At 59.8% G+C, this 21,779-nt stretch carries 20 protein-coding genes; all 20 read left to right on the top strand.

Annotated features, from left to right (window positions below):
* Position 1: 1 nt before the first annotated feature.
* The 20 genes from Q0835_RS25700 to Q0835_RS25605 all read left to right on the top strand — a co-directional run bounded on the left by Q0835_RS25700 (position 2) and on the right by Q0835_RS25605 (position 21,770).
* The gene (locus tag Q0835_RS25700) at positions 2 to 1,027 is read left to right on the top strand and encodes an ABC transporter permease (protein ID WP_298819573.1); all 1,026 of its coding nucleotides are present in this window, start codon (positions 2 to 4) and stop codon (positions 1,025 to 1,027) included.
* Positions 1,024 to 1,899, top strand: coding sequence for an ABC transporter permease (locus tag Q0835_RS25695; RefSeq protein ID WP_298819575.1), 876 nt, complete (start codon positions 1,024 to 1,026; stop codon positions 1,897 to 1,899). The genes Q0835_RS25700 and Q0835_RS25695 overlap by 4 nt, the downstream gene beginning before the upstream one ends.
* Positions 1,896 to 3,548, top strand: a complete 1,653-nt coding sequence (locus Q0835_RS25690) for an ABC transporter ATP-binding protein (protein ID WP_298965641.1) — start codon at positions 1,896 to 1,898, stop codon at positions 3,546 to 3,548. Before Q0835_RS25695 ends, Q0835_RS25690 begins: the two co-directional genes overlap by 4 nt.
* Positions 3,549 to 3,572: 24 nt before the next feature.
* The gene (atzF, locus tag Q0835_RS25685) at positions 3,573 to 5,396 is read left to right on the top strand and encodes an allophanate hydrolase (protein WP_298965638.1); all 1,824 of its coding nucleotides are present in this window, start codon (positions 3,573 to 3,575) and stop codon (positions 5,394 to 5,396) included.
* A gap of 17 nt (positions 5,397 to 5,413) precedes the next feature.
* Complete coding sequence (locus tag Q0835_RS25680; RefSeq protein ID WP_298965635.1) at positions 5,414 to 6,397, top strand: 2-oxoglutarate and iron-dependent oxygenase domain-containing protein; 984 nt, start codon at positions 5,414 to 5,416, stop codon at positions 6,395 to 6,397.
* A 251-nt stretch (positions 6,398 to 6,648) separates the two neighbouring features.
* The gene (locus Q0835_RS25675) at positions 6,649 to 7,761 is read left to right on the top strand and encodes a BMP family ABC transporter substrate-binding protein (protein ID WP_298965632.1); all 1,113 of its coding nucleotides are present in this window, start codon (positions 6,649 to 6,651) and stop codon (positions 7,759 to 7,761) included.
* A 118-nt stretch (positions 7,762 to 7,879) separates the two neighbouring features.
* Positions 7,880 to 8,995, top strand: a complete 1,116-nt coding sequence (locus tag Q0835_RS25670; RefSeq protein ID WP_298965631.1) for an ABC transporter permease — start codon at positions 7,880 to 7,882, stop codon at positions 8,993 to 8,995.
* 17 nt (positions 8,996 to 9,012) lie between these two features.
* On the top strand, positions 9,013 to 9,915 hold the full coding sequence (locus tag Q0835_RS25665) for an ABC transporter permease (protein WP_298965702.1): 903 nt from the start codon (positions 9,013 to 9,015) through the stop codon (positions 9,913 to 9,915).
* 11 nt (positions 9,916 to 9,926) lie between these two features.
* Positions 9,927 to 10,946: a formamidase gene (locus tag Q0835_RS25660; RefSeq protein ID WP_298965628.1), complete on the top strand. Its 1,020-nt coding sequence runs from the start codon at positions 9,927 to 9,929 to the stop codon at positions 10,944 to 10,946.
* 5 nt (positions 10,947 to 10,951) lie between these two features.
* The gene (locus Q0835_RS25655; RefSeq protein ID WP_298820157.1) at positions 10,952 to 11,689 is read left to right on the top strand and encodes an isochorismatase family cysteine hydrolase; all 738 of its coding nucleotides are present in this window, start codon (positions 10,952 to 10,954) and stop codon (positions 11,687 to 11,689) included.
* Complete coding sequence (locus Q0835_RS25650) at positions 11,686 to 13,227, top strand: ABC transporter ATP-binding protein (protein ID WP_298965625.1); 1,542 nt, start codon at positions 11,686 to 11,688, stop codon at positions 13,225 to 13,227. Before Q0835_RS25655 ends, Q0835_RS25650 begins: the two co-directional genes overlap by 4 nt.
* The gene (locus tag Q0835_RS25645) at positions 13,227 to 13,886 is read left to right on the top strand and encodes an isochorismatase family cysteine hydrolase (RefSeq protein WP_298965623.1); all 660 of its coding nucleotides are present in this window, start codon (positions 13,227 to 13,229) and stop codon (positions 13,884 to 13,886) included. Before Q0835_RS25650 ends, Q0835_RS25645 begins: the two co-directional genes overlap by 1 nt.
* A gap of 17 nt (positions 13,887 to 13,903) precedes the next feature.
* A complete protein-coding gene (locus tag Q0835_RS25640; protein WP_298819607.1) occupies positions 13,904 to 14,089 on the top strand; it encodes a DUF4089 domain-containing protein in 186 nt (61 codons plus the stop codon).
* Positions 14,086 to 15,504 (top strand): AtzE family amidohydrolase, encoded by a 1,419-nt coding sequence (locus tag Q0835_RS25635; protein WP_298965620.1) that lies wholly within the window; start codon positions 14,086 to 14,088, stop codon positions 15,502 to 15,504. The genes Q0835_RS25640 and Q0835_RS25635 overlap by 4 nt, the downstream gene beginning before the upstream one ends.
* On the top strand, positions 15,501 to 16,277 hold the full coding sequence (locus Q0835_RS25630) for a 5-formyltetrahydrofolate cyclo-ligase (RefSeq protein ID WP_298965618.1): 777 nt from the start codon (positions 15,501 to 15,503) through the stop codon (positions 16,275 to 16,277). Before Q0835_RS25635 ends, Q0835_RS25630 begins: the two co-directional genes overlap by 4 nt.
* Positions 16,277 to 16,663 (top strand): oxalurate catabolism protein HpxZ, encoded by a 387-nt coding sequence (hpxZ, locus tag Q0835_RS25625; protein ID WP_298965615.1) that lies wholly within the window; start codon positions 16,277 to 16,279, stop codon positions 16,661 to 16,663. Before Q0835_RS25630 ends, hpxZ begins: the two co-directional genes overlap by 1 nt.
* Positions 16,664 to 16,924: 261 nt before the next feature.
* A complete protein-coding gene (locus tag Q0835_RS25620; protein ID WP_298822400.1) occupies positions 16,925 to 17,512 on the top strand; it encodes an ANTAR domain-containing protein in 588 nt (195 codons plus the stop codon).
* Positions 17,513 to 17,571: 59 nt separating this feature from the next.
* Positions 17,572 to 18,675, top strand: a complete 1,104-nt coding sequence (locus tag Q0835_RS25615) for a CmpA/NrtA family ABC transporter substrate-binding protein (protein ID WP_298965612.1) — start codon at positions 17,572 to 17,574, stop codon at positions 18,673 to 18,675.
* 515 nt (positions 18,676 to 19,190) lie between these two features.
* Positions 19,191 to 20,591, top strand: coding sequence for a CmpA/NrtA family ABC transporter substrate-binding protein (locus Q0835_RS25610; RefSeq protein ID WP_298965609.1), 1,401 nt, complete (start codon positions 19,191 to 19,193; stop codon positions 20,589 to 20,591).
* A gap of 96 nt (positions 20,592 to 20,687) precedes the next feature.
* The gene (locus tag Q0835_RS25605) at positions 20,688 to 21,770 is read left to right on the top strand and encodes an ABC transporter permease (protein ID WP_298965606.1); all 1,083 of its coding nucleotides are present in this window, start codon (positions 20,688 to 20,690) and stop codon (positions 21,768 to 21,770) included.
* Positions 21,771 to 21,779 lie beyond the last annotated feature (9 nt).

Raw genomic sequence — 21,779 nt, 5'->3', positions numbered from 1 at the left:
GATGGCCGGGCGCCTGTCGACGGTCGGGTTAAGGATCACACATGCCATTCCCGTGATCCTGGGAGTGGTCGTGGTCAGCTTCCTGCTGACCCGCGCCCTTCCCGGCGACCCGGCCGTCTATTTTGCCGGCGCCGCCGCCGATGAACAGTCGATCGCCGAAATCCGGACAGCGCTCGGTCTCGACAAGCCTTTGATGGAGCAGTTCCTGATTTATGCCGGGGACGTGATCACCGGCAATCTCGGCAACTCGCTCTCTACGGGCCAGCCGGTACTCCAGGACCTCGCAAACCGGCTACCCGCGTCGCTCGAACTCACACTTACGGCACTGCTGCTTTCCTGCGGCATTGCCATTCCGCTTGGCGTGCTGGCAGCAACGCGCCCGGGGTCGGCAGTCGATCACCTGTGCCGGGTGCTCGTTACGGCGGGGGTATCGCTGCCGACCTTTTTTACCGGTGTCGTTCTGATTTACGTCTTCTACTACCTGCTTGGAATCGCACCGTCGCCGCTCGGCCGGCTCGATTTCATCTATATCGAACCGGACCGTGTCACCGGTTTTTACCTGATCGACGCAGCCATCGCCGGAGACTGGGAAACCTGGACCGGGGCTCTCAAGCAACTGGTGCTGCCTGCAACAACCCTGGCGCTGTTCACCCTGGCGCCGCTGGCGCGGATGACCCGCGCGGCGATGCTCAGCGCGCTCTCCTCAGACTATATCCGGACCGCGCGCGCGGCCGGTCTGACGGAGGACAAGGTGTTGTTCACCTATGCGTTCCGCAATGCGCTCCTGCCGGTCATCACCACCCTTGGCATGGTGTTCTCCTTCACGCTTGGCGCCAATGTCCTGGTGGAAAAGGTCTTTGCCTGGCCAGGCATCGGGTCCTACGCGGTCGAGGCGCTTGTGGTGTCCGACTATGCGGCCGTCCAGGGCTTCGTGCTGGCGATGGCACTTCTCTTTGTTGCCCTGAACCTGGTGATCGACCTCACCTACACGCTCATCGACCCTCGTATCGGATTTGAAACCAAATGAGCGACCTGGCTGCCTCCACTCCAAAAACCGACGGCGCCCTTGCGCATGTGGTCTATGTACTGCGGTCCAATCCGGTAACCCTGTTGGCCTTTTCGATGTTTGCGGTTCTGCTGGTGGCTGCGATCCTCGGACCTGTGCTCGTGCCTTACGACCCACTGGCCTCGAACGCAGCCTTGGCGCTTCAGCCGCCTTCGTTTGACCACTGGTTCGGCACCGACAACCTGGGTCGGGACGTCTTCAGCCGGGTCATCGTCGCCGCACGGCTGGATCTGGCGATTTCCGTGGCGGCGGTCGCCTTGTCGTTTCTGATCGGGTCGGTCCTCGGAAGCATCGCCGGATACTGGGGCGGCTGGTTGGACGCGGTGCTGAACCGCCTGTTCGACACGATCATGGCCTTTCCGCTGTTTGTGCTTGCCATGGGGATCGTCGCGGCACTGGGCAACACGGTGGAAAACATCGTCTACGCGACCGCGGTCATCAATATTCCCTTCTATGCAAGGCTGGTAAGGGCGGAAGTCAACATCCGCCGGGATTCCGGCTTCGCGCAGGCGGCCAAGCTGGCCGGCAATTCCGATGTTCGGGTGCTGGCGCTGCACATTTTCCCGAACGCGCTGCCACCGATGATGGTGCAGGTCTCGCTCAATCTCGGCTGGGCGATCCTTAATGCCGCCGGGCTGAGCTTCATCGGTCTCGGCGTCCGGCCGCCCACGGCGGAATGGGGCATCATGGTCGCGGAAGGTGCGAACTTCATTGTGTCCGGCGAATGGTGGCTGGCGATCTTTCCCGGATTTGCGCTGATGTTCGCCGTTTTTACCTTCAACCTCCTGGGAGACGGGCTGCGCGACATTGTCGACCCCCGGCAGCGCTCATGAGCCTTCTGTCGATCAAGGACCTGAAAGTTTCTTTCAAGACCCGGCGCGGTGACGTCGATGCGGTGCGAGGTGTGTCGCTCGAGGTTGCCAAGGGCGAAGTGCTCGGCATTGTCGGTGAATCCGGATCCGGGAAGTCGGTCACCTCCTATGCGCTGATGCGGCTTCTGGAAAGCAACGGCCGCATCACCGGCGGCGCGTTGACCTACGGCGGCATCGATTTGCGAACCGTCAGGGAAAGCACGATGCGAGACCTGCGTGGCCGGGAAATCTCGATGATCTTCCAGAATCCGCGTGCGGCCCTTAATCCGATCCGCAAAGTCGGGCACCAGATCGAGGATGTGCTGCGCCGGCATGCCAAAGCCACGCGATCAAATGCGCGGTCCGAGGCGATCAAGGCGCTGGAGGCGGTCCGGATCCGGGACGCAGAAGCACGCTACAATGCTTACCCGTTCGAACTTTCCGGCGGCATGTGCCAGCGCATAGTCATCGCGCTTGCGCTCGCTTGTGATCCCAAGCTGCTGATTGCCGACGAGCCGACCACCGGCCTCGACATTACCACCCAGAAGGCGGTGATGGACCTGATTGCCGAGCTGATTACCGAGCGTGGTATGAGCGCCATGGTGATCACGCATGATCTCGGCCTTGCCGCGCAGTATTGCGGCCGGATTGCGGTGATGAAGGACGGCGAGGTCGTCGAGGAAGGCGATGCCGAGCGTTTGTTCGCGGCACCCCGGCATGCCTATACCCGCAAGCTGGTGGATGCTACGCCGCGGGCGGGAGCTTCCGTGCGCTCGTTGTTGCCTGTGGACTTGCGTTCGCCGGCTCCGGTTCTCACGCCCTCTGAGGCACCGCTTCTTGATGTCCGGGACCTCGTGAAAACCTACCAGGGCAAGTCCGGTCCCGTGCATGCGGTCAAGGGCATTTCCTTCACCGTGAAGAAGGGCCAGAGCGTTGGTCTCGTTGGCGAAAGCGGATGCGGCAAATCGACGACCTCGTCCATCCTCGTGCGGCTCGCGGACCCGACCAGTGGCGAAATTCTCTTCAACGGTGAGGACCTTGCGAAAACGCCGGCAAAGGCGTTCGCTCGTGATACCCGCCGATCAAGGATCCAGATGGTGTTTCAGGACGCCACCGACAGCTTCAATCCACGGCACACGGCGCGCCATTCCATCGGCGAACCTTTGGCGCGCCTGACAGGGCTGTCCGGCACGCATCGCCGGGCTCGAATCGAGGAGCTGGCGGACCTGGTCGGCCTACCGCGCCCACTTCTCGACCGGTTCCCGCACCAGCTGTCAGGTGGGCAGAAAGCGCGTGTCGGCATTGCGCGAGCGATCGCGGTCGATCCTGATTTTCTCATTCTCGATGAACCGACCGCAGCATTGGACGTCTCCATCCAGGCGATCGTGCTCAACCTGTTGGTCGACCTTAGGGCAAGGCTCGGTATCAGCTACCTCTTTGTCAGCCACGACCTGCATGTCGTGCGCCTGCTCTGTGACCATGTCATCGTCATGCGGGACGGCGAGATCGTCGAGGAGGGACCTGCCGACAAGCTTATGGAGATGCCCGCCCATCCCTATACACAGGAATTGCTGGCCGCTGCGCCCGCCCCGCCTGTCCTGGCGGAGCCGGCCAGTTCCGCCGCCGAATGAGAACAAGAGACATTGAGGACAAAAATGTTCGATCTTCCCTTTACGCTTTCATCCCTGAAGACCGCCTATTCTGGCGGAGCAAGCCCTGCGGATATTGTCGAGGAAGTCTACAGGCGGATCGAGACCATCGGCGATCCGGGCATTTTCATCTATCTCCTCGACAAGCAGGAAGTGCTTGAGCAGGCGGCCGAACTCGGAGCGTTCAACGCCACGAAACCGCTCTGGGGTATTCCCTTTGTCATCAAGGACAATATCGACGCGGGTGGCAAACCGACCACGGCCGCCTGTCCAGCCTACGAGTATCAGGCCGGGGAAGATGCCTTTGTCGTCAGGAACCTGCGCCAGGCGGGCGCACTTCTGATCGGCAAGACGAATCTCGACCAGTTCGCGACCGGGCTGGTCGGCGTGCGATCTCCCTACCAGCCGCCAAAAAATTCCGTAGACCCGGCTATCGTTCCGGGTGGCTCCTCTTCCGGGTCCGCCGTTGCGGTCGGCCATGGCATCGTCAGTTTCTCGCTCGGAACGGATACGGCCGGCTCCGGCCGGGTACCGGCGGCGCTCAACAACATCGTCGGCCTGAAGCCGACGCTCGGCGCTCTCTCCGCATCCGGTGTTGTACCGGCCTGCCGCACACTCGACACGATTTCGATTTTCGCCCTCACGGTGGAGGATGCCTACACCGCATATCAGGCTGCCGCCGGATACGACGAAGCCGATGCCTATTCCAGAAAGATCGCCGCTCCGGACCTGTCACCGGTGCCGCCCAGCCTGCGGATCGGCATACCGGATGCGGGATCAATCGAGTTCTGCGGAGATGCCGTCCAGGAACAGTCCTTCCGCGACACGGTCGCACTGCTGAGGGCGGAAGGGGCAGAGATCGTCGAGGTCGATTTCACGCCCTTCTACGATGTCGCACACATGCTTTACGAGGGGGCCTGGGTCGCCGAGCGGCATACGGTCATCGAAGAACTGATGAACGAGAATCTGGAGGCAGTCCACCCGGTGACCCGCAAAATCGTCGGGGCTGCGCTGGACCTGAGTGCGACGGATGCGTTCCGGGGGTTCTACCGGCTGAAGGAGCTTGCCCGGAAAACGGAGCCGGTCCTGTCTGAATTGGATCTTCTGTGCGTACCGACCATGCCGACCTTCTACAGCGTGGCCGATCTCGAAGCCGACCCGGTCGGTCCGAATTCGCGAAACGGCACCTACACCAATTTCGTCAACCTTCTGGACATGTGTGGCCTCGCTGTGCCGGTGAAACCGCGTTCGGACGGACGGCCGGGCAACGTGACCCTGTTGGCGTCCGCGGGCCGCGACGGTTTCCTGGCTGCGGTCGGCAGCCGGCTGGAACAGATGGCGCCGCACACGCTTGGTGCGACAGGCTGGGCACTGCCCGCCCCGGCAGATCTTCAACCCGCTCCCGATACCAGTGAGATCGCCATTGCGGTCTGTGGCGCACACATGTCCGGTATGGCGCTGAACGGCGAATTGACTGGGCGCGGCGGGCGCTTTCTGAAGTCTGCCGAGACCAGCGATGCCTATTCACTTTTTGCGCTTGCGGGCGGTCCGCCGAAACGGCCCGGTCTCGTGCGTGGACCTGCGGGCTCAGGTGCCGCGATCGAGTTGGAAGTCTGGGCGCTGCCCGCCACCGAAGTGGGCGGGTTCCTGGCCGGTATTCCGGCGCCGCTCGGCCTGGGTACGGTGGACCTCTCCGACAGTACCAGTGTGACCGGCTTCATCTGCGAGGCCGCCGGGGTTGAGCGCGCGGAGAACATTTCCCATCTCGGCAGCTGGCGGAAATTCATTGCGTCGGTGACGGCGCAGCAGCCCGTTGCGGCGGCTGAGTGAAAAGGCGGATGCGCAGGATGACTGACCTGGATCTTCCTATCATCGATCTAAAGCCGCTGGTGTCCGGCGCGCCGGGTGGTCTTGAGACCGTCGCTGCGGAGATCGGCTGCGCGGCCCGCGAAACCGGGTTTTTCTATGTGAAGAACCACGGGGTCGATCAGGTCCTGATCGGGGAGGTCTTCGCGGCGGCACATAAGCTCTTTACGCAGCCGCTGGATGCCAAGATGGCGCTGACGAAGGATTTCTTCAAAACCAATCGTGGCTATGTGCCGATGAAGGGAGAAAATCTTGATCCGACGAAACCGTCCGACCTGAAGGAAGCGTTTAATATCGGGCTCGACCTTGCTGAGGACGATCCGCGGATCCTTGCCGGGGAACCCTTCCGGGCTGTCAATCTCTGGCCCGACCTGCCCGGTTGGAAGGAGGTCGTGTTGGCCTATTTCAACGCCGTCTGGATGTTGGGGCAGCAGATGCACAGGGCGGTCGCAGCGGATCTCGGAGCGCATCCGGACTTCTTCGAAGACAAGCTCGATGCGCCGATGGCAACGCTTCGGCTGCTGCATTACCCGCCGCAGCACGCTGGCGCGGAAAAGGGGCAGATCGGCGCGGGAACCCACACGGATTACGGCAACATTACAATATTGCTACCCGATGCTGTCGGCGGTCTGGAAGTGCGACGGCGGGACGGCGTCTGGCTCAAGGCGCCCACGCTGGAAGGTGCCTTTGTCTGCAACATCGGCGACTGCCTGATGCGCTGGACAAACGATGTCTATGTGTCGACGCCTCACCGGGTGGTCAATGCAAGTGGTCTTGAGCGTTACTCGATCGCGTTCTTTCTGGACCCCAATCCGGATGCGGACGTGGCCTGTCTGCCCAGCTGCGTAGCACCGGGCGATGAAGCGAAATATGACCCGATCTCGGGTGCCGATTACCTGAAATCCAAACTCGACGCGAGCTATGAGCCGGTGAAGGCGGCCACGGGTCATGTCCAAATTGAATAAAATATAATCAAAAACAGCAAGTGATTAATAAATAGGCAAAATCAAAAGTGCCGTTCACTTGAAAAGGCTTGGGGTAATGGCCCGGGGACTGGGGAAGGAACAGGAAAACAACTTGTAAGTCAGCACCTTGAAAGATTCCGGACTGTTGTGCCCGGAGCAGGGCGAGTTGGCACAGGGATTGCTAAAATTAACCAGAGGCAAGACGGAGGCAGGCGGGTACTGCGTGGCTTCGTCATAATACGGAGGACGTCATGTCTAAATTCGAACTCTCTCGCCGAACCATCCTGAAATCATCCGCAGCGGGCCTTGCCGCGTTGTCCTCGGCCGGGTTGCCGCGGCTGGCGCAAGCGTCAGAGCTGACTGTCGGCATTGTCTATGTCGGTCCGCGTGACGACTTCGGTTGGAACCAGGCTCATGCCGTCGCCGCCACCGCCCTGAAGGACGTGCCGGGCGTAACGGTGGTGGAAGAGGAAAACGTGCCGGAAACGATCGCGGTTCAGAAATCCATGGAATCCATGATTAACCTGGACGGCGCCAAGCTGATCTTCGCGACCTCCTTCGGCTACTACAAACCGTTCGTGCTGGATCTGGCGGCGAAATATACCGACGTCGAATTCCGCCACGCTGCACCGCTCTGGACCGAGGCCGACCCGAAGAATGCCGGCAGCTATTTCGGATATCTCGACCAGGCGCATTATGTAGACGGTGTTGCTGCTGGCCTGTCGACGACAAGCAACAAGCTCGGCTTTGTCGCAGCCAAACCGATCGGCACAGTCCTGCGCAACATCAATTCCTTCCTTTTGGGCGCACGCAAGGTCAATCCGGAAGCCACGGTCCAGGTGATCTTCACCGGTGAATGGTCGATGCCGGTTCGCGAAGCCGAGGCCGCTAACGCCCTGGTCGATGCCGGTTGCGATGTGCTCACCTGTCATGTCGACGGACCGAAGGTGGTGATCGAAACTGCCGAGTCCCGCGGCATCAAGTGCTGTGGCCACAATGCCTCCCAGTCACCTCTGGCACCGAATGGCTTTATCACCGGCGCGGAATACAAGTGGGAGACCATTTACAAGATGTTCGCCACAGATCTGGCCGAGGGCGAGCCGTTGCCGAACTTCACCGGCGGCGGGTTCGATGTCGATTTCGTGCGCTCCACGCCTTACGGCGCTGGCGCGACGGAAGCCGCAATCGCGGCCGCTGACGCGGCCCGCGCGGACGTCAAGGCCGGTAAGTCGATCTTTGTCGGCCCGATCAACAAACAGGACGGTTCGTCGCTATTGGCTGCAGGCGCCAGCTTCGAAAATTACGAACCCTCCCTCGACCAGACCGACTACCTGATCGAAGGCGTGATCGGCTCGATCACCTGATCGAAGAAAACCGCCACATTGGACGAGCCCGTTGGAAAACGGGCCTCCGGTGTGGCCAGGAATTCGGTGCGTCTGTCGACGAATGGTGCGGCAGCAGCCCAATCTTCAGGGAGAAGGTATGGCAGATACCACGGAAACACCCGGGATTGCCGTTCAATCCAGCTTCGCGGCCGATCTTCTGGATAGGTTTCGGCGCTCGGCGGAATATGTGGTAATTCCCCTTCTGGCGCTGGTCTTTTCTGGCATCCTTTTCTCCATTTTCCTGCTCACACTCGGCAAATCTCCAGCGGACTTCTTCTCGCTGGTCTGGCGCGGCGGCTTCGGCACGAGTTTTTCCTGGCAGAATACACTGGTGCGCTCCGCGCCGTTCATTTTTACGGCGCTGTGCGTTGCCGTTCCGGCGCGGCTCGGGCTTGTCATCATCGGCGGCGAGGGCGCGCTGGTGCTCGGCGGTTTCGCTGCAGCTGCGATCGCCATTCCCATGGTCGACTGGGCGCCCGGCTTCCTGCTGCTCGGTGTCATGGTGATCGCCGCCATGCTGGCGGGTGGCCTCTGGATCGGCTGCGTCGGTGCGCTGCGCCACTACCGGGGTGTCAACGAGACTATCGCCTCGTTGCTGATGTTCTACATTGCCGTCTCGATCCTGAATTTCTTCGTCGAAGGCGCCCTGCGCGATCCCTCCGATCCGAACAAGCCGTCAACACGGCCGATCGGCTCGGACAACATGATCGGCGCAATCCCCGGCACGGACGTGCACTGGGGACTGCTGACCGGCGTTGTCCTGTGCGGGCTGCTCTATCTGCTGATGAACCGGACCACCTTCGGCTTTGCCGCTCAGATCGCCGGCGGCAATCTCAGGGCCGCCCAGGCGCAGGGTCTGCCTGTTGGTCGGCTGGTCGTGGTGTCCTGCGCAATCGCGGGGGCCTGCGCGGGGCTTGCCGGATTCTTCGAGGTGGCGGCCATACACGGTAAGGCCAATGCCTCGCTGATCGCGGGCTACGGCTTTACCGGGATCCTTGTTTCGTTTCTCGCACGCCACAATCCACTGGTGATCATACCCGTGGCCATCTTCCTCGGAGGCATCGCCGCTTCGGGTGGGTTGATCCAACGGCGTATGGACCTGCCGGATGCAACGGTGCTGGTCCTGCAGGGGCTGCTGTTTCTGGTCATCCTGGTGTCCGAAACCTTCTACGGACGCTTTGCCATCTTCAGGTCTAAAGGAGGGGTGCTGTGAGCGGCGACGCAGGTCTCATGACCGTGCTTCTGGCGATGTTTGCCGGAGCCATCCGGGTTTCGACCCCGTTCCTGTTCGTCAGTCTGGGTGAAATGCTGACGGAGAAATCCGGCCGCATCAATCTGGGTCTCGAGGGAACACTCGTCTTCGGTGCCATGTCCGGTTACGCGATTTCTTATCACACGGGCTTACCCTGGCTGGGCGTGCTCGTCGCCGGCATCTGCGGCTCGGGCTTCGGGGCACTGCACGGCTATCTGTGCAAGCTGCCGAAGGTCAACGACATTGCCATCGGCATCGCCCTGATGCTGTTCGGCACGGGCCTCGCCTTCTTTTTCGGCAAGGCCTATATCCAGCCATCCGCACCGCGCTTGCCGTCGATCTCCTTCGGCACCTGGAGCGAACATCCGGGCGTACGCCAGGCACTGGAAATCAATCCGCTGTTCCTGCTTGGCATCGCGCTTGCCGTGTTCCTTTGGTGGGCGCTCAAGAACACCCGGTACGGCCTGACCATCCGCACCACCGGTGACAGTGCACCGGCAGCCCTCGCGCTCGGCATCAATGTCGACAAGGTCCGGTTGCTGTCGACCATGGCGGGCGGGTTTTTCGCCGGCATCGGCGGTTCCTTCCTGTCGCTCTACTATCCGGGCAGCTGGACGGAAGGTCTGTCGTCGGGTCAGGGCCTGATGGCAGTTGCGTTGGTGATCTTTGCCAGGTGGAACCCGATCGCCTGCTTCTGGGCGGCGCTGCTCTTCGGCGCGGCAGGGGCGCTCGGACCAGCGCTGCAGTCCATCGGCATCTCGCGCGGCTATCACTTCTTCAATGCGGCGCCCTACATCCTCACCCTCTTGATCATGATTGCGAGCTCCTCACCGAGGCGGTCCCTTAAGGGTGCGCCGGGCGAACTCTCGATCACCAAATAAGGAGCCACGACATGAGCGGACTTGGTGGACTGAATAAAGCCCCGAACGGCGTGGTCCTGGGCATGGTGCAGCTGCAGCTGCCGACGGTGGTGAGCGAGGTCGACCTTGCGAACCAGACGCAGGTGATTGTCGACATGGTGGCCAAGGCGCGGCGCAACATGCCGAGCATGGATATGGTCGTCTTTCCTGAATACGCCCTGCACGGCCTGTCAATGGACACCAACCCGGACATCATGTGCTCGCTCGACGGGCCGGAGGTTGCCGCCTTCAAGCAGGCCTGTGTCGACAACGACATCTGGGGCTGCTTCTCCATCATGGAGCTGAATCCCGGCGGCATGCCCTACAATTCCGGGCTAATCATCGACAATACCGGCGAGCTGAAGCTCTATTACCGCAAGATGCATCCATGGGTGCCGGTGGAGCCGTGGGAGCCAGGAGACCAGGGCATTCCGGTGATCGACGGCCCGAACGGCTGCAGGATGGCGCTGATCATCTGCCATGACGGCATGTTTCCGGAAATGGCCCGCGAATGCGCTTACAAAGGCGCGGAAATCATGATCCGGACCGCTGGCTACACGGCCCCGATCCGTGACAGCTGGAAATTCACCAACCAGTCCAACGCGTTCTGCAATCTCATGGTGACTGCCAATGTCTGCATGTGCGGCACTGACGGAACTTTCGACAGTATGGGCGAGGGCATGATCGTCAATTTCGACGGCACAATCCTGGCCCACGGTACCAACGGTCGGCCGAACGAGATCATCACCGCCGAGGTCCGGCCGGACCTCGTGCGCGAGGCGCGCATCAATTGGAGCGTGGAAAACAATATCTACCAGTTTGGCCATCGCGGCTATGTTGCCGTGAAGGGCGGGGCGCAGGACTGTCCCTACACCTACATGACTGATCTCGCGGCGGGTCGGTACCGGTTGCCATGGGAAGACGAGGTCCTGCACACGGACGGAACCTCCTGCGGCTTCGAAGAGCCGGTGCGGGTTTTCGGTGAAAAAGCCCTCAGCGACGCGGCGGAGTGACTTACATGAGCCTTGCGCAAACGCTCGATGCGGACGAGGTCAAGGGGCAGGTCGCCTCGGTTCCCTATAGCTGGCCCTATAACGGTGATCTCAGGCCGGAGAACACGGCGCTGATCATCATAGACATGCAGACCGATTTCTGCGGCAAAGGCGGTTATGTAGACAGCATGGGCTACGATATCGGCCTGACACGCGCGCCGATCGTGCCGATCGGCAAGGTGCTCGCGTCCATGCGTGCCAGAGGCTATCACATCATTCACACCCGCGAGGGGCACCGCCCGGATCTCGCCGATCTGCCGGCCAACAAGCGCTGGCGGTCCCAACAGATCGGAGCGGGGATAGGTGACCCGGGTCCCTGCGGCAAGATCCTGGTTCGCGGCGAGCCAGGCTGGGAGATCATTCCCGAACTTGCGCCCGCCGACGGCGAACCGGTTATCGACAAACCGGGCAAGGGCTCCTTCTGCGCCACGGACCTGGAACTGCTGCTCAGAACCCGAGGCATCGACAACCTGATCCTGACCGGGATCACCACCGATGTTTGCGTGCACACCACCATGCGCGAGGCCAATGACCGCGGCTTTGAATGTCTGATTGTGTCGGATTGCTGCGCGGCGACCGATCCAGGCAATCACGAGGCGGCGCTGAAGATGGTGACCATGCAGGGTGGGGTTTTCGGTGCGGTCGCCGACAGCGACGCGCTGCTGGCCGGACTGGAACTTGCCGTCGGAGGAGCGCCGAAATGAGTGTTACACAGTTCGCGGACCCTGAGTTCCGAGCCATTGGCGTTGAAACCCTCGGCATGACCAAGGTGTTTGCGAGCCTGACCGCACTCGACGACGTGTCGATCCGGGTCACACCCGGGTCCTTTCACGCGCTTTTGGGCGAGAACGGTGCCGGGAAATCCACGCTCGTCAAATGCATGATGGGCTTCTACCAGCCGACAAGTGGCACGATGCTGGTCGACGACAGCGAAGTCGAGATCCCCAATCCACGCGCGGCACATGCGTGCGGGATCGGCATGGTCTATCAGCATTTCACGCTTGTGCCGTCCCTGACGGCGGCGGAAAACCTTGTCATCGCCCGCGCCGACACCCCGGCGGTGATCGACTGGAAGAGTGAACGCAGGGCGCTCAATGCTTTTCTCGAGACAACACCCTTCAAGGTCCCGCTGGATGTACAGGTCTCGAGCCTTTCCGCGGGCGAAAAGCAGAAGCTGGAGATTCTGAAGCAGCTCTACCTCGATCAGCGCTTCCTGATCCTCGACGAGCCGACATCGGTGCTGACGCCGGACGAGGCGGACGAGGTGCTCGGGCTCCTGCGCGGCATGACCGAAGCGGGCGAGCTCACCATTCTTATGATCACCCACAAGTTTCGGGAAGTGACGGCCTATGCCGATGATGTCACGGTGCTGCGGCGCGGGCGTGTCGTCGACAGTGGCCGGGTTCAGGATCTCTCCGTCGAGGAAATGAGCCGCATGATGATCGGCGAAACGGAGATCCGCGAAAGCGCGGCCCGGGTAGACCAGCCGGAGAAGGCCCTGAAGCTGGAGCTTGCCGGTTTGTTCGCGGATGACGATTCTGAGCTGCCTGCCATTGAGGCGATCAGCCTGAAGATCCACGCGGGTGAGATCCTCGGCATCGCAGGTGTTTCCGGCAATGGCCAGTCCGAGTTGATCGAGGTCCTGTCCGGGCAGCGGCAGCCAACGGACGGACGGATTTTCGTCGACAAGCAGCCCTATGAACCGGAGCGGGACCAAATGGACCGGTTCAAGGTGTTCGGCTTTTCCGAGGAACCCTTGAAAAACGTGGCCGTGCCAAACATGAGCGTTGCGGAAAACATGGCCTTCCGAACCTTCGACAAGGCACCGATCTCGCCTTTCAAGGGCTGGCTTTCGCCGCCGCCGATGCGCAAGCGGGCACGAGAGTTGATTGCCGCCTACCGGGTCAAGACCCCCTCGACCGAAGAGCCGATCGAGAACCTCTCCGGCGGCAACGTACAGCGGGCGATCCTGGCGCGGGAACTGTCTCACGAGGTCGATATCCTCATCGTCGCCAACCCGTGTTTCGGGCTCGATTTTGCCTCGGTCGCGGAAATCCGGGCGCAGATCATGGACCAGCGCAACAAGGGTGCCGCTATCCTTCTTGTGTCCGAGGATCTCGACGAGATTCTGGAGCTTGCAGACACGGTCGCGGTAATGTCGGAAGGCAGGGTCACATACCAGTCGCCTATGACGGAAACGGACAGGGCCACGATCGGCCATGCAATGGCGGGGCATCACTGATGATCACGGTCGATGCTTCGCCTTTCGAGTTCACGTTTGACCCCGCCGCAACGGCCCTGGTCGTCATCGACATGCAGCGGGATTTCATAGAGCCGGGCGGCTTCGGCGAGACGCTCGGCAACGATATCTCCCACATGCAACGGGCCATCGCCCCAACGGCAATGCTGCTTCGCCTGTTCAGGGAGGAGGGCTGGCCTGTCATCCATACGCGGGAGACGCATGCGCAGGACCTGAGCAACTGTCCGCCCGCCAAACGGGACCGTGGCAGCCCGGCGCTTCGGATTGGCGACATCGGGCCTATGGGGCGGATCCTGATCCAGGGCGAGCCGGGTGCCGAGATCATCGCCGAGTGCGCGCCGGTCGCCGGGGAAACCGTCATCGACAAACCTGGCAAGGGCGCGTTCTACGCAACGGAGCTGGGCATTATCCTGGAAGAGCTTGGTGCGAGAAGCCTGGTCTTTGCCGGCGTTACCACGGAAGTCTGCGTCCAGACAACCATGCGCGAGGCCAATGACCGCGGCTTCGAATGTCTCCTGATCGAGGAGGCGACGGAAAGCTATTTCCCTGCGTTCAAGGCGGCGACACTCGACATGATCCGCGCGCAGGGCGGCATTGTCGGCTGGACCGCGCCGCTGGCTTCGTTCGAAAAAGCAATATAGCAATAACGGGAGTGTCCATGAGCGCTGAATTCGATGCCAATTCGCATGTCGCCCACATGGAAAAAATCATGGGGCTGGCCATTGAGGACGACTGGCGTCCCGTCGTGGAAGCCCATATCGCCGCCACGCAGAAAGCCGCAGAACTTGTGCTGTCCTTCCCACTCGGGGAAGACATCGAAGCTGCTCCGGTGTTCGAGGCATGAGCGCTGTACCGGAAAGCGCGGCCGCGATTGCCTCCGCCGTCGGATCTGGCGAGCTGAGGGCAGTCGACGTCGTCCGGTCGTCGCTGTCGCGGATCGAGACGCTCAACCCGGTTTTCAATGCGTTCACCGATGTGACCGCGGATCGGGCCATGGCCGAGGCCGAGAGCGTTGATGCTGCGATTGCCGTCGGTGCGGATCTGCCTCTGGCCGGGGTGCCTTTCGCGGTCAAGAACCTGTTCGACATCAAGGGTTTGGTGACCCGGGCCGGGTCGAAGATCAACCTGGAAAACCTGCCGGCCACGACCGATGCGACCCTGACAACCAAGCTGTGCCGGGCCGGCGGTATCCTGATGGGCGGCTTGCACATGGGCGAATACGCCTATGACTTTACCGGCGAAAACGCACATGACGGGAATTGCCTCAATCCGCACGATCCCGGCCGCATGAGCGGTGGCTCCTCTTCCGGAGCCGGTTCGGCGGTGGCCAGCGGCATGGTTCCCGTTACCCTCGGTTCGGACACCAACGGCTCCATCCGCGTGCCCTCTTCTTTCTGCGGCCTGTTCGGGCTGAAACCTACCTATGGCCGTCTGTCGCGCCACGGAACCTTTCCGTTTGTCGGCAGTCTCGATCATCTCGGCCCTCTGGCCCGCTCGGCGCAGGATCTTGCGCTGGTGTTCGATGCGCTGCAGGGACGCGACATCAGCGATCCGGCCCAACCGGATCGGCCGGTCCTGTCAACGGGCGGGGAGCTGGTAAAGGGCACGGATGGCCTGCGGATCGCCGTCGCCGGAGGCTATTTCAGGCAGAAAGCCGAACCGGAAGCTCTTGCTGCCGTGGACGCGGTTGCCAACGCGCTTGGCGTCTCGGCTGAAATCGACATTCCCGAAGCTGCGAGGGCGCGCGCGTCCGCCTATGTGATCACTGTGGCGGAAGGTGCCGCCCTTCATCTCGAGCGGATCACCAACAGGCCGCAGGACTTCGATCCGGACACGCGCGACAGGTTCCTGTCCGGCACCATGGTCCCTGCCCTCTGGGTGCAACAGGCACAGCGCTTCCGAAGCTGGTTCCGGGCGATGATGCGCGGCATCTTCGAGCATGTCGATGCCTTACTGGCACCAGCAACGCCGTTCTCGGCGCTTCCCTCCGGAACGAAAACCATCACGCTCGACGGGGAGACTATGCCCGCGCGGCCGAATATCGGCCTCTTCACCCAACCGATCTCCTTTATCGGCCTGCCTGTCGTCGCGGTGCCGGTCTGGCTTGAAGAGGCTTCGCTTCCGATCGGCGTCCAGGTGATCGCACCGGCGTGGCGGGAGGATATCGCGCTCAGGATTGCGTCGCGCCTCGAGCAGGACGGCACCTGCAAAGCGCCAGTCGCGGCCCGGCGGGCCGAACTTGTGAGCCAGGGGACATGATCATGGACAACGCGCGCTGGGCGGGCCGGAATCAGGACAAGGACAATATCCGGCAGGCGGTCTGGGCCGGTCTCGAAGACAGCGGGACCAGCATTGGGCCCGCTTTCAGCTGCATCCCGAATTTCGCCGGCGCGGACTTGGCGGCTCGCAACCTTGCCAGGCTGCCGGAATGGCAGGCGGCCAGGGTCGTCAAGTGCAATCCCGATCCGCCGCAGATTCCGGTCCGGCTGCGCGCGCTCTACGAGGGCAAGATCGTCTATGCGCCCGTTCCGGAACTCCTGAAGCCTTTTCCCTTCGTCCGGCTGGACCCCGAAACACTTGCGCGCAAAGGTATCCAGTTCGAACTGGCGGCGACCTCGCAAGGCTTCGTCGAACATGGCGACCCGGTCGAGTTCGAGGATATGGAGCTTCTGGATTTTGTTGTCGTCGGTTGCGTTGCGGTCAGCCGTCAGGGCGCGCGCACGGGAAAGGGCGGCGGATTTGCCGACCTGGAACTCGGCATCTTTCGTGAACTCTCGAAGCTGAAACCGAACGCGCCGATCACGACGACGGTGCATTCTTCACAGGTCGTAGACAACGACCGGCTGGTGATGATGGGTCATGACAGCCCGCTGCATGCCATCGCGACGGAAGCGGAACTTATCGAGACCGGGACGGCCTTCGCACAGCCGCGCGGTGTCGCCTGGGATAAAGTGCAGCCGGACCAGTACCGGGACATCCCGTTCCTAAATAAACTGCGTGCACGCATGGAAACTGCAGGGAGCCAAGACTGATGGAGATCAACATCGCAGCCGTTAAGGCAGAGGTCGAGGCGGTTTTCGAGGAATATGAGACGGCGCTGGTGAGCAATGATGTCGATACGCTGGACCGGCTGTTCCTGAACGCGCCGACCACGATCCGCTATGGCGGTGGGGAAAATCTCTACGGCTACGCTGAAATCGCCGCGTTCCGGTCGGCAAGGGCCGGTGGCAATCTTGATCGGACATTGGCCAAGACCGTCATTACCACCTACGGAGCCGATTTTGCGACAGCCGCAACGCTCTTCTACCGCGACACGTCTCCGGGCAAGGTCGGCCGCCAGATGCAGACCTGGGTCAGGACGGATGCAGGATGGCAGGTCGTGGCGGCTCATGTCAGCATGATCGACGAATACGCCTGAGCCGGAAGGCCGATGCCCTGCAAAGCCAGATGAAACTTTCAAAACGCGCCGAAGAACCATAAGCGCAGTTCCCCAGAAGGGGAAAGCACTACGACCATATCAAACAGGAACCAAACCTGTGGGCATTCTTCGTGAAACAAACACGGCCCAAAAAGAAAGGTTGGGTGGCAATGTTAGCCTTGTTGCCTTGCTCTCAGGAATTGAAATGACGCAGTGCAGCAAATTGATTGCATAAAAAATAGTCCTGCGCATAATGGCGGCATGAATGGTGGTTTGTCCATACTGGTCATAGATGACAACAAGATCCGAGCGTCGATCATCGAAGAAGGCTTGCAGGACGCGGGACATGACAAAGTCATTGTCGTTCATCAGATGGACGGTCTCGTTCGGCAAATTGCCGACATCAATCCCGATGTAATTGTTATCGATCTGGAAAATCCAAATCGCGATCAGCTCGAACACATGTTTCAGGTGTCACGGGCGGTTCACAGACCGATTGCCATGTTCGTGGACAGTGCCGACAGTCAGTCGATTGAAGCTGCAGTCGATGCCGGTGTCTCGGCGTATGTTGTTGACGGGCTCCGACGGGAACGGGTCAAGCCCATACTGGATATGGCGATCAGCCGCTTCCGCGCTTTTTCAAAACTTGCGAGTGACCTTGAAGAAGCGCGAACAGAACTTGCCGATCGGAAAACTGTCGACCGGGCCAAAGGTATCTTGATGAAATCGAAAGGGCTGTCAGAGCAGGAGGCCTACGATCTTCTGCGCAGAACAGCCATGAACCAAAGCCGCAAGATTATAGATGTCGCGCAAAGTCTGGTTATCGCCAGCGGTTTGCTGGGAGACTAGATCATGACAGTCAGATTGAACGGTCGGGGAGGAGCGGCCTACCAGGGGAGCGAAGAGTAATGGACCCTAAGTTAAGACCCGTCATAGCTGGTTTCATTCCGTTGCTTGATTGCGCTGTTCCGGTAATTGCCGCTGAGATGGGATTTGCCGAGGAAGAGGGGGTTGCTCTTAAACTGGTCCGCGAAACTTCCTGGGCAAATATCCGAGATCGCATCTCGGTCGGTCATTTCGATGTTGCTCACATGCTTGCCCCGATGCCGATCGCCGCGACGCTCAATCTCACGAGTTTGGCGGTCCCCATGAAAGCTCCAATGCTTCTGGGCCTCGGAGGTAACGCCATCACGGTGTCGATGGACCTGTGGCAGCAAATGACTGACTCTGGAGCTGATTTGAAAGGGGATCCGGTTACAACTGGCAAAGCATTGGCATCCATAATCTTTTCGCGGCACTCCGACGGAAATCCGCCTTTGCGGTTTGGTGTCGTGCATCCCTTTTCCGGGCATGCTTACGAACTCCGATATTGGCTGGCGGCAGCAGGCGTCGATCCGGACACTCATGTTGAGATTTCAGTCCTTGCGCCTCAGGTCATGGCAGATGCGTTGCAAGCAAAGCAGATTGACGGATACTGCGTTGGCGAACCATGGAACACGGCGGCGGTTTCGGCGGGAACCGGTCGGATTGTCACATACAAACAAGCGATCTGGCCGGATAGTCCTGAAAAAGTATTGGGTGTGACGCATACTTGGGCGGAACGTAATCCCGAAACACTTGCTGCCTTGCTACGCGCATTTTCAGCGGCGGCCGAATGGTGCGCATCTCCGGAAAACGCCGAGCAACTGGCTGGCATACTCTCCCGTCCGGATCTTCTTTCTTGTCCAATGGAAATTTGCATGCCAGCAATCACCGGACAGATGCGTTTCGATATTGGCGAGCCGGAGTTATCCCAACCCGATTTTTTGAGTTTTTCCGGAGGCTCCAAAGCGGCGCCAATGCCCGCCCATGGCCGTTGGTTTTTTGAACAAATGGTGCGTTGGGGACAAGCGTCTGCATCTGAAGAGGCCTTCAGTCAGGCGGAAGCAGTTTTTTCTCCGCAGATCTACCGGTCTGCGCTCGGGCTTGAGGACAGTTGGCTGGAGCCCGCGATCAAACTCTTTGATGCCTAGCGCCAACGAGATGCTCTGTTCAGTCGTTACACCATCCCTTTGAAAGAGATTGGAGACTGCCGAAGCGTTCCCCTGCACCATGATGTGTAAGCGGATCGGGTGCAGATGATATGAAGTGCGACCCTTGTTACCAGGGTATCGGATCAGACTTGCGAATGAGCCGGTAAACAAACACCGGATTTCGCTGCGTTGCACAAAAAAAGATCATTTGCCTGCTGCATTAGCTGACTAAACGAGCAGGTTATGGAAATGCATCGAGACCATTTTTTCAATTAAGTGTCTGTTTTTAAGCAATAAAGAAAGTTTTCCACGAACTGGCACACTTCATGCTTTTAATTGTGACGTGGCCGACGTTGGCCCAACCGATATCGCGTCCATCGAAGGGCGCACAGGCAAAGCCGCCGCTCTGATCTGCATGTTTCCTCCTCCCATACATGCAGGGTCAGTCGGCGGCTTTTCTTTTGTTTGGCCCCAATGCCAAGGCAGCGGGGCAAAAAAGGGAACAGGACGTGACAATGGCAAAAACCTTCCAGATGACTCGCCGGGTTGCTCTTGGCGCACTCATGGCTGCAACCGCCTTGGTGCCGTCTTCCGGCGCATTTGCAGAAATGCTTGATGTTGAAAAGGATGAATTGACCTTCGGCTTCATCAAACTGACAGATATGGCGCCGCTCGCGGTCGCCTATGAACTTGGCTATTTCGAAGAAGAAGGGCTCTTTGTAACCCTGGAGCCTCAGGCGAACTGGAAAGTTCTGCTGGATCGGGTCATCACAGGTGAACTTGATGGCGCACATATGCTGGCTGGTCAGCCGCTTGCGGCCACGATTGGTTTCGGCACCAAGGCGCATATCGTTACACCGTTCTCCATGGATCTCAACGGCAACGGCATCACCGTTTCCAATGAGATTTGGGAAATGATGAAGCCGAACATTCCGAAGATGGATGATGGGCGCCCGCAGCATCCGATTTCAGCAAAAGCGCTGAAGCCCGTGGTCGACAAGTTCATTGACGAGGGCAAGCCGTTCAACATGGGGATGGTTTTCCCGGTTTCCACGCACAATTACGAACTGCGTTACTGGCTTGCGTCAGGTGACATTCATCCAGGTTTTTATTCGGAGTCAGATATTTCCGGTCAGATCCAGGCAGAAGCCATGCTGTCTGTTACGCCGCCGCCCCAAATGCCGGCAACCCTGGAAGCCGGTACCATCTATGGCTATTGCGTGGGAGAGCCATGGAACCAGCAAGCCGTCTTCAAAGGGATCGGCGTCCCGGTCATCACCGACTTCGAGATCTGGAAAAACAATCCTGAAAAAGTCTTCGGTCTCACCAAGGCGTTTACCGAAGAAAACCCGAACACGACGCTTGCAATCACGAAAGCTCTGATCCGCGCAGCCAAATGGCTCGATGAAAACGACAACGCCAATCGCATGGAGGCCGTCGAGATCCTGGCGAGGTCCGAATATGTCGGTGCTGATGCGGAGGTCATTGCGAACTCCATGACCGGCACTTTCGAATACGAAAAAGGTGACAAGCGCGACGTTCCGGACTTCAATGTCTTCTACCGCTACTTCGCGACCTATCCCTACTATTCTGATGCCGTCTGGTACCTTACCCAGATGCGCCGTTGGGGGCAGATCGGCGAGCACAAACCCGACAGTTGGTATGATGAAGTTGCCAAGTCGGTTTATCAGCCGGAAATCTACCTGGCGGCAGCACGATTGCTGGTCGAGGAAGGCCATGTCGCCGAAGAAGACTTCCCATGGGACACGGACGGATACCGCGCTCCGACCCCGGCTGAAGACATCATCGATGGCATCCCCTACGACGGCAAGCAACCCAATGCCTATCTCGACAGCCTCCCAATCGGCCTGAAAGGCAAGCAGGTCGTCGATGGCAACGAGGTTGTGGGCGGCTAAGCCACAGAGAAACTGGAGTGGCGGATTTGCAGCCTTCGCCGCTCCTCTTTTCCAAGTTCAAACGAAACAAAAGAAATCCGACCAAGGACACTCATCATGGCCAATGCCGATATTGCAGGCAGCCAGGACCTTGAGCGCATCGCGCGCAAGGAACGGCTTTTCACCCGAATTAACAAAGCTGCCGGTTGGCTGGATGCACTTGGCCTGTCCTGGTCTGTGCCGCTCTTGAAAATCGCTGCCGGCGACAGTCCAAAAGAGCAACTCGGTGAGTTGAAGCGCGTTCTTTTAATTCCCATTCTCGGGATTGCTGCATTTCTGGCGCTCTGGGGTGTTCTGGCGCCACAGGTTCAAACGTCTCTTGGAGCGGTGCCCGGGCCCGCGCAGGTTTGGGCGCAAACAATCAATCTTTGGGAAGATCATGTCCGCGAACGCGAAAAAGCCGCTGTGTTTTATGAGCGGCAAGACACGCGCAACGCCAAATTTGAAGCCGAAGGCAAGACCGACAAGATTAAGTGGCGTACCTATACAGGCAAGCCGACTTACATCGATCAGATCGGGACATCGCTTAAAACCGTCGGCCTCGGTTTTCTGATCGCCACAATCATCGCGGTGCCGCTTGGCATTGCGTCCGGTCTTTCCAGAACCTTCAACGGTGCGATCAACCCACTCATACAGATCTTCAAACCTGTTTCGCCGCTCGCCTGGCTGCCTATCGTGACCATGATCGTGTCGGCAACCTACGCCAATCCCTATGACTGGTTGTCGAAGTCGCTCCTGATCTCTGCCGTCACTGTTACGCTCTGCTCCATGTGGCCGACGCTGATCAACACCGCGCTCGGTGTCGCATCGGTCGACAAGGACCTGATGAATGTCGGCAGAGTCCTTCAACTGCCGACATGGAAAACGGTGACCAAGCTGGTCCTGCCGTCTTCACTTCCTTTGATTTTCACTGGTTTGCGCCTGTCTCTCGGCGTGGGCTGGATGGTGTTGATTGCAGCGGAAATGCTGGCCCAGAACCCGGGTCTTGGAAAGTTCGTTTGGGATGAATTCCAGAACGGGTCTTCCCAGTCGCTTGCGAAAATCATGGTCGCTGTTCTGACCATCGGGATTATCGGCTTCATGCTCGACCGTCTGATGTTTGCCCTCCAGCGTGCCTTCACTTTCTCGGCCAACAGATAAGGAGTGCAG

This window comes from uncultured Roseibium sp. (assembly GCF_947499295.1).
Lineage (GTDB): Bacteria > Pseudomonadota > Alphaproteobacteria > Rhizobiales > Stappiaceae > Roseibium.
Note: the sequence above shows the minus strand (reverse complement) of the source record. Positions and strands in the feature narration are given on the sequence as shown.

Excerpts from the sequence above, each read along its gene's own strand:
- Q0835_RS25700 (WP_298819573.1), top strand. The coding sequence starts at position 2 with ATGGCCGGGCGCCTGTCGACGGTCGGGTTAAGGATCACACATGCCATT.
- Q0835_RS25695 (WP_298819575.1), top strand. The coding sequence starts at position 1,024 with ATGAGCGACCTGGCTGCCTCCACTCCAAAAACCGACGGCGCCCTTGCG.
- Q0835_RS25690 (WP_298965641.1), top strand. The coding sequence starts at position 1,896 with ATGAGCCTTCTGTCGATCAAGGACCTGAAAGTTTCTTTCAAGACCCGG.
- atzF (WP_298965638.1), top strand. The coding sequence starts at position 3,573 with ATGTTCGATCTTCCCTTTACGCTTTCATCCCTGAAGACCGCCTATTCT.
- Q0835_RS25680 (WP_298965635.1), top strand. The coding sequence starts at position 5,414 with ATGACTGACCTGGATCTTCCTATCATCGATCTAAAGCCGCTGGTGTCC.
- Q0835_RS25675 (WP_298965632.1), top strand. The coding sequence starts at position 6,649 with ATGTCTAAATTCGAACTCTCTCGCCGAACCATCCTGAAATCATCCGCA.
- Q0835_RS25670 (WP_298965631.1), top strand. The coding sequence starts at position 7,880 with ATGGCAGATACCACGGAAACACCCGGGATTGCCGTTCAATCCAGCTTC.
- Q0835_RS25665 (WP_298965702.1), top strand. The coding sequence starts at position 9,013 with ATGACCGTGCTTCTGGCGATGTTTGCCGGAGCCATCCGGGTTTCGACC.
- Q0835_RS25660 (WP_298965628.1), top strand. The coding sequence starts at position 9,927 with ATGAGCGGACTTGGTGGACTGAATAAAGCCCCGAACGGCGTGGTCCTG.
- Q0835_RS25655 (WP_298820157.1), top strand. The coding sequence starts at position 10,952 with ATGAGCCTTGCGCAAACGCTCGATGCGGACGAGGTCAAGGGGCAGGTC.
- Q0835_RS25650 (WP_298965625.1), top strand. The coding sequence starts at position 11,686 with ATGAGTGTTACACAGTTCGCGGACCCTGAGTTCCGAGCCATTGGCGTT.
- Q0835_RS25645 (WP_298965623.1), top strand. The coding sequence starts at position 13,227 with ATGATCACGGTCGATGCTTCGCCTTTCGAGTTCACGTTTGACCCCGCC.
- Q0835_RS25640 (WP_298819607.1), top strand. The coding sequence starts at position 13,904 with ATGAGCGCTGAATTCGATGCCAATTCGCATGTCGCCCACATGGAAAAA.
- Q0835_RS25635 (WP_298965620.1), top strand. The coding sequence starts at position 14,086 with ATGAGCGCTGTACCGGAAAGCGCGGCCGCGATTGCCTCCGCCGTCGGA.
- Q0835_RS25630 (WP_298965618.1), top strand. The coding sequence starts at position 15,501 with ATGATCATGGACAACGCGCGCTGGGCGGGCCGGAATCAGGACAAGGAC.
- hpxZ (WP_298965615.1), top strand. The coding sequence starts at position 16,277 with ATGGAGATCAACATCGCAGCCGTTAAGGCAGAGGTCGAGGCGGTTTTC.
- Q0835_RS25620 (WP_298822400.1), top strand. The coding sequence starts at position 16,925 with ATGAATGGTGGTTTGTCCATACTGGTCATAGATGACAACAAGATCCGA.
- Q0835_RS25615 (WP_298965612.1), top strand. The coding sequence starts at position 17,572 with ATGGACCCTAAGTTAAGACCCGTCATAGCTGGTTTCATTCCGTTGCTT.
- Q0835_RS25610 (WP_298965609.1), top strand. The coding sequence starts at position 19,191 with ATGGCAAAAACCTTCCAGATGACTCGCCGGGTTGCTCTTGGCGCACTC.
- Q0835_RS25605 (WP_298965606.1), top strand. The coding sequence starts at position 20,688 with ATGGCCAATGCCGATATTGCAGGCAGCCAGGACCTTGAGCGCATCGCG.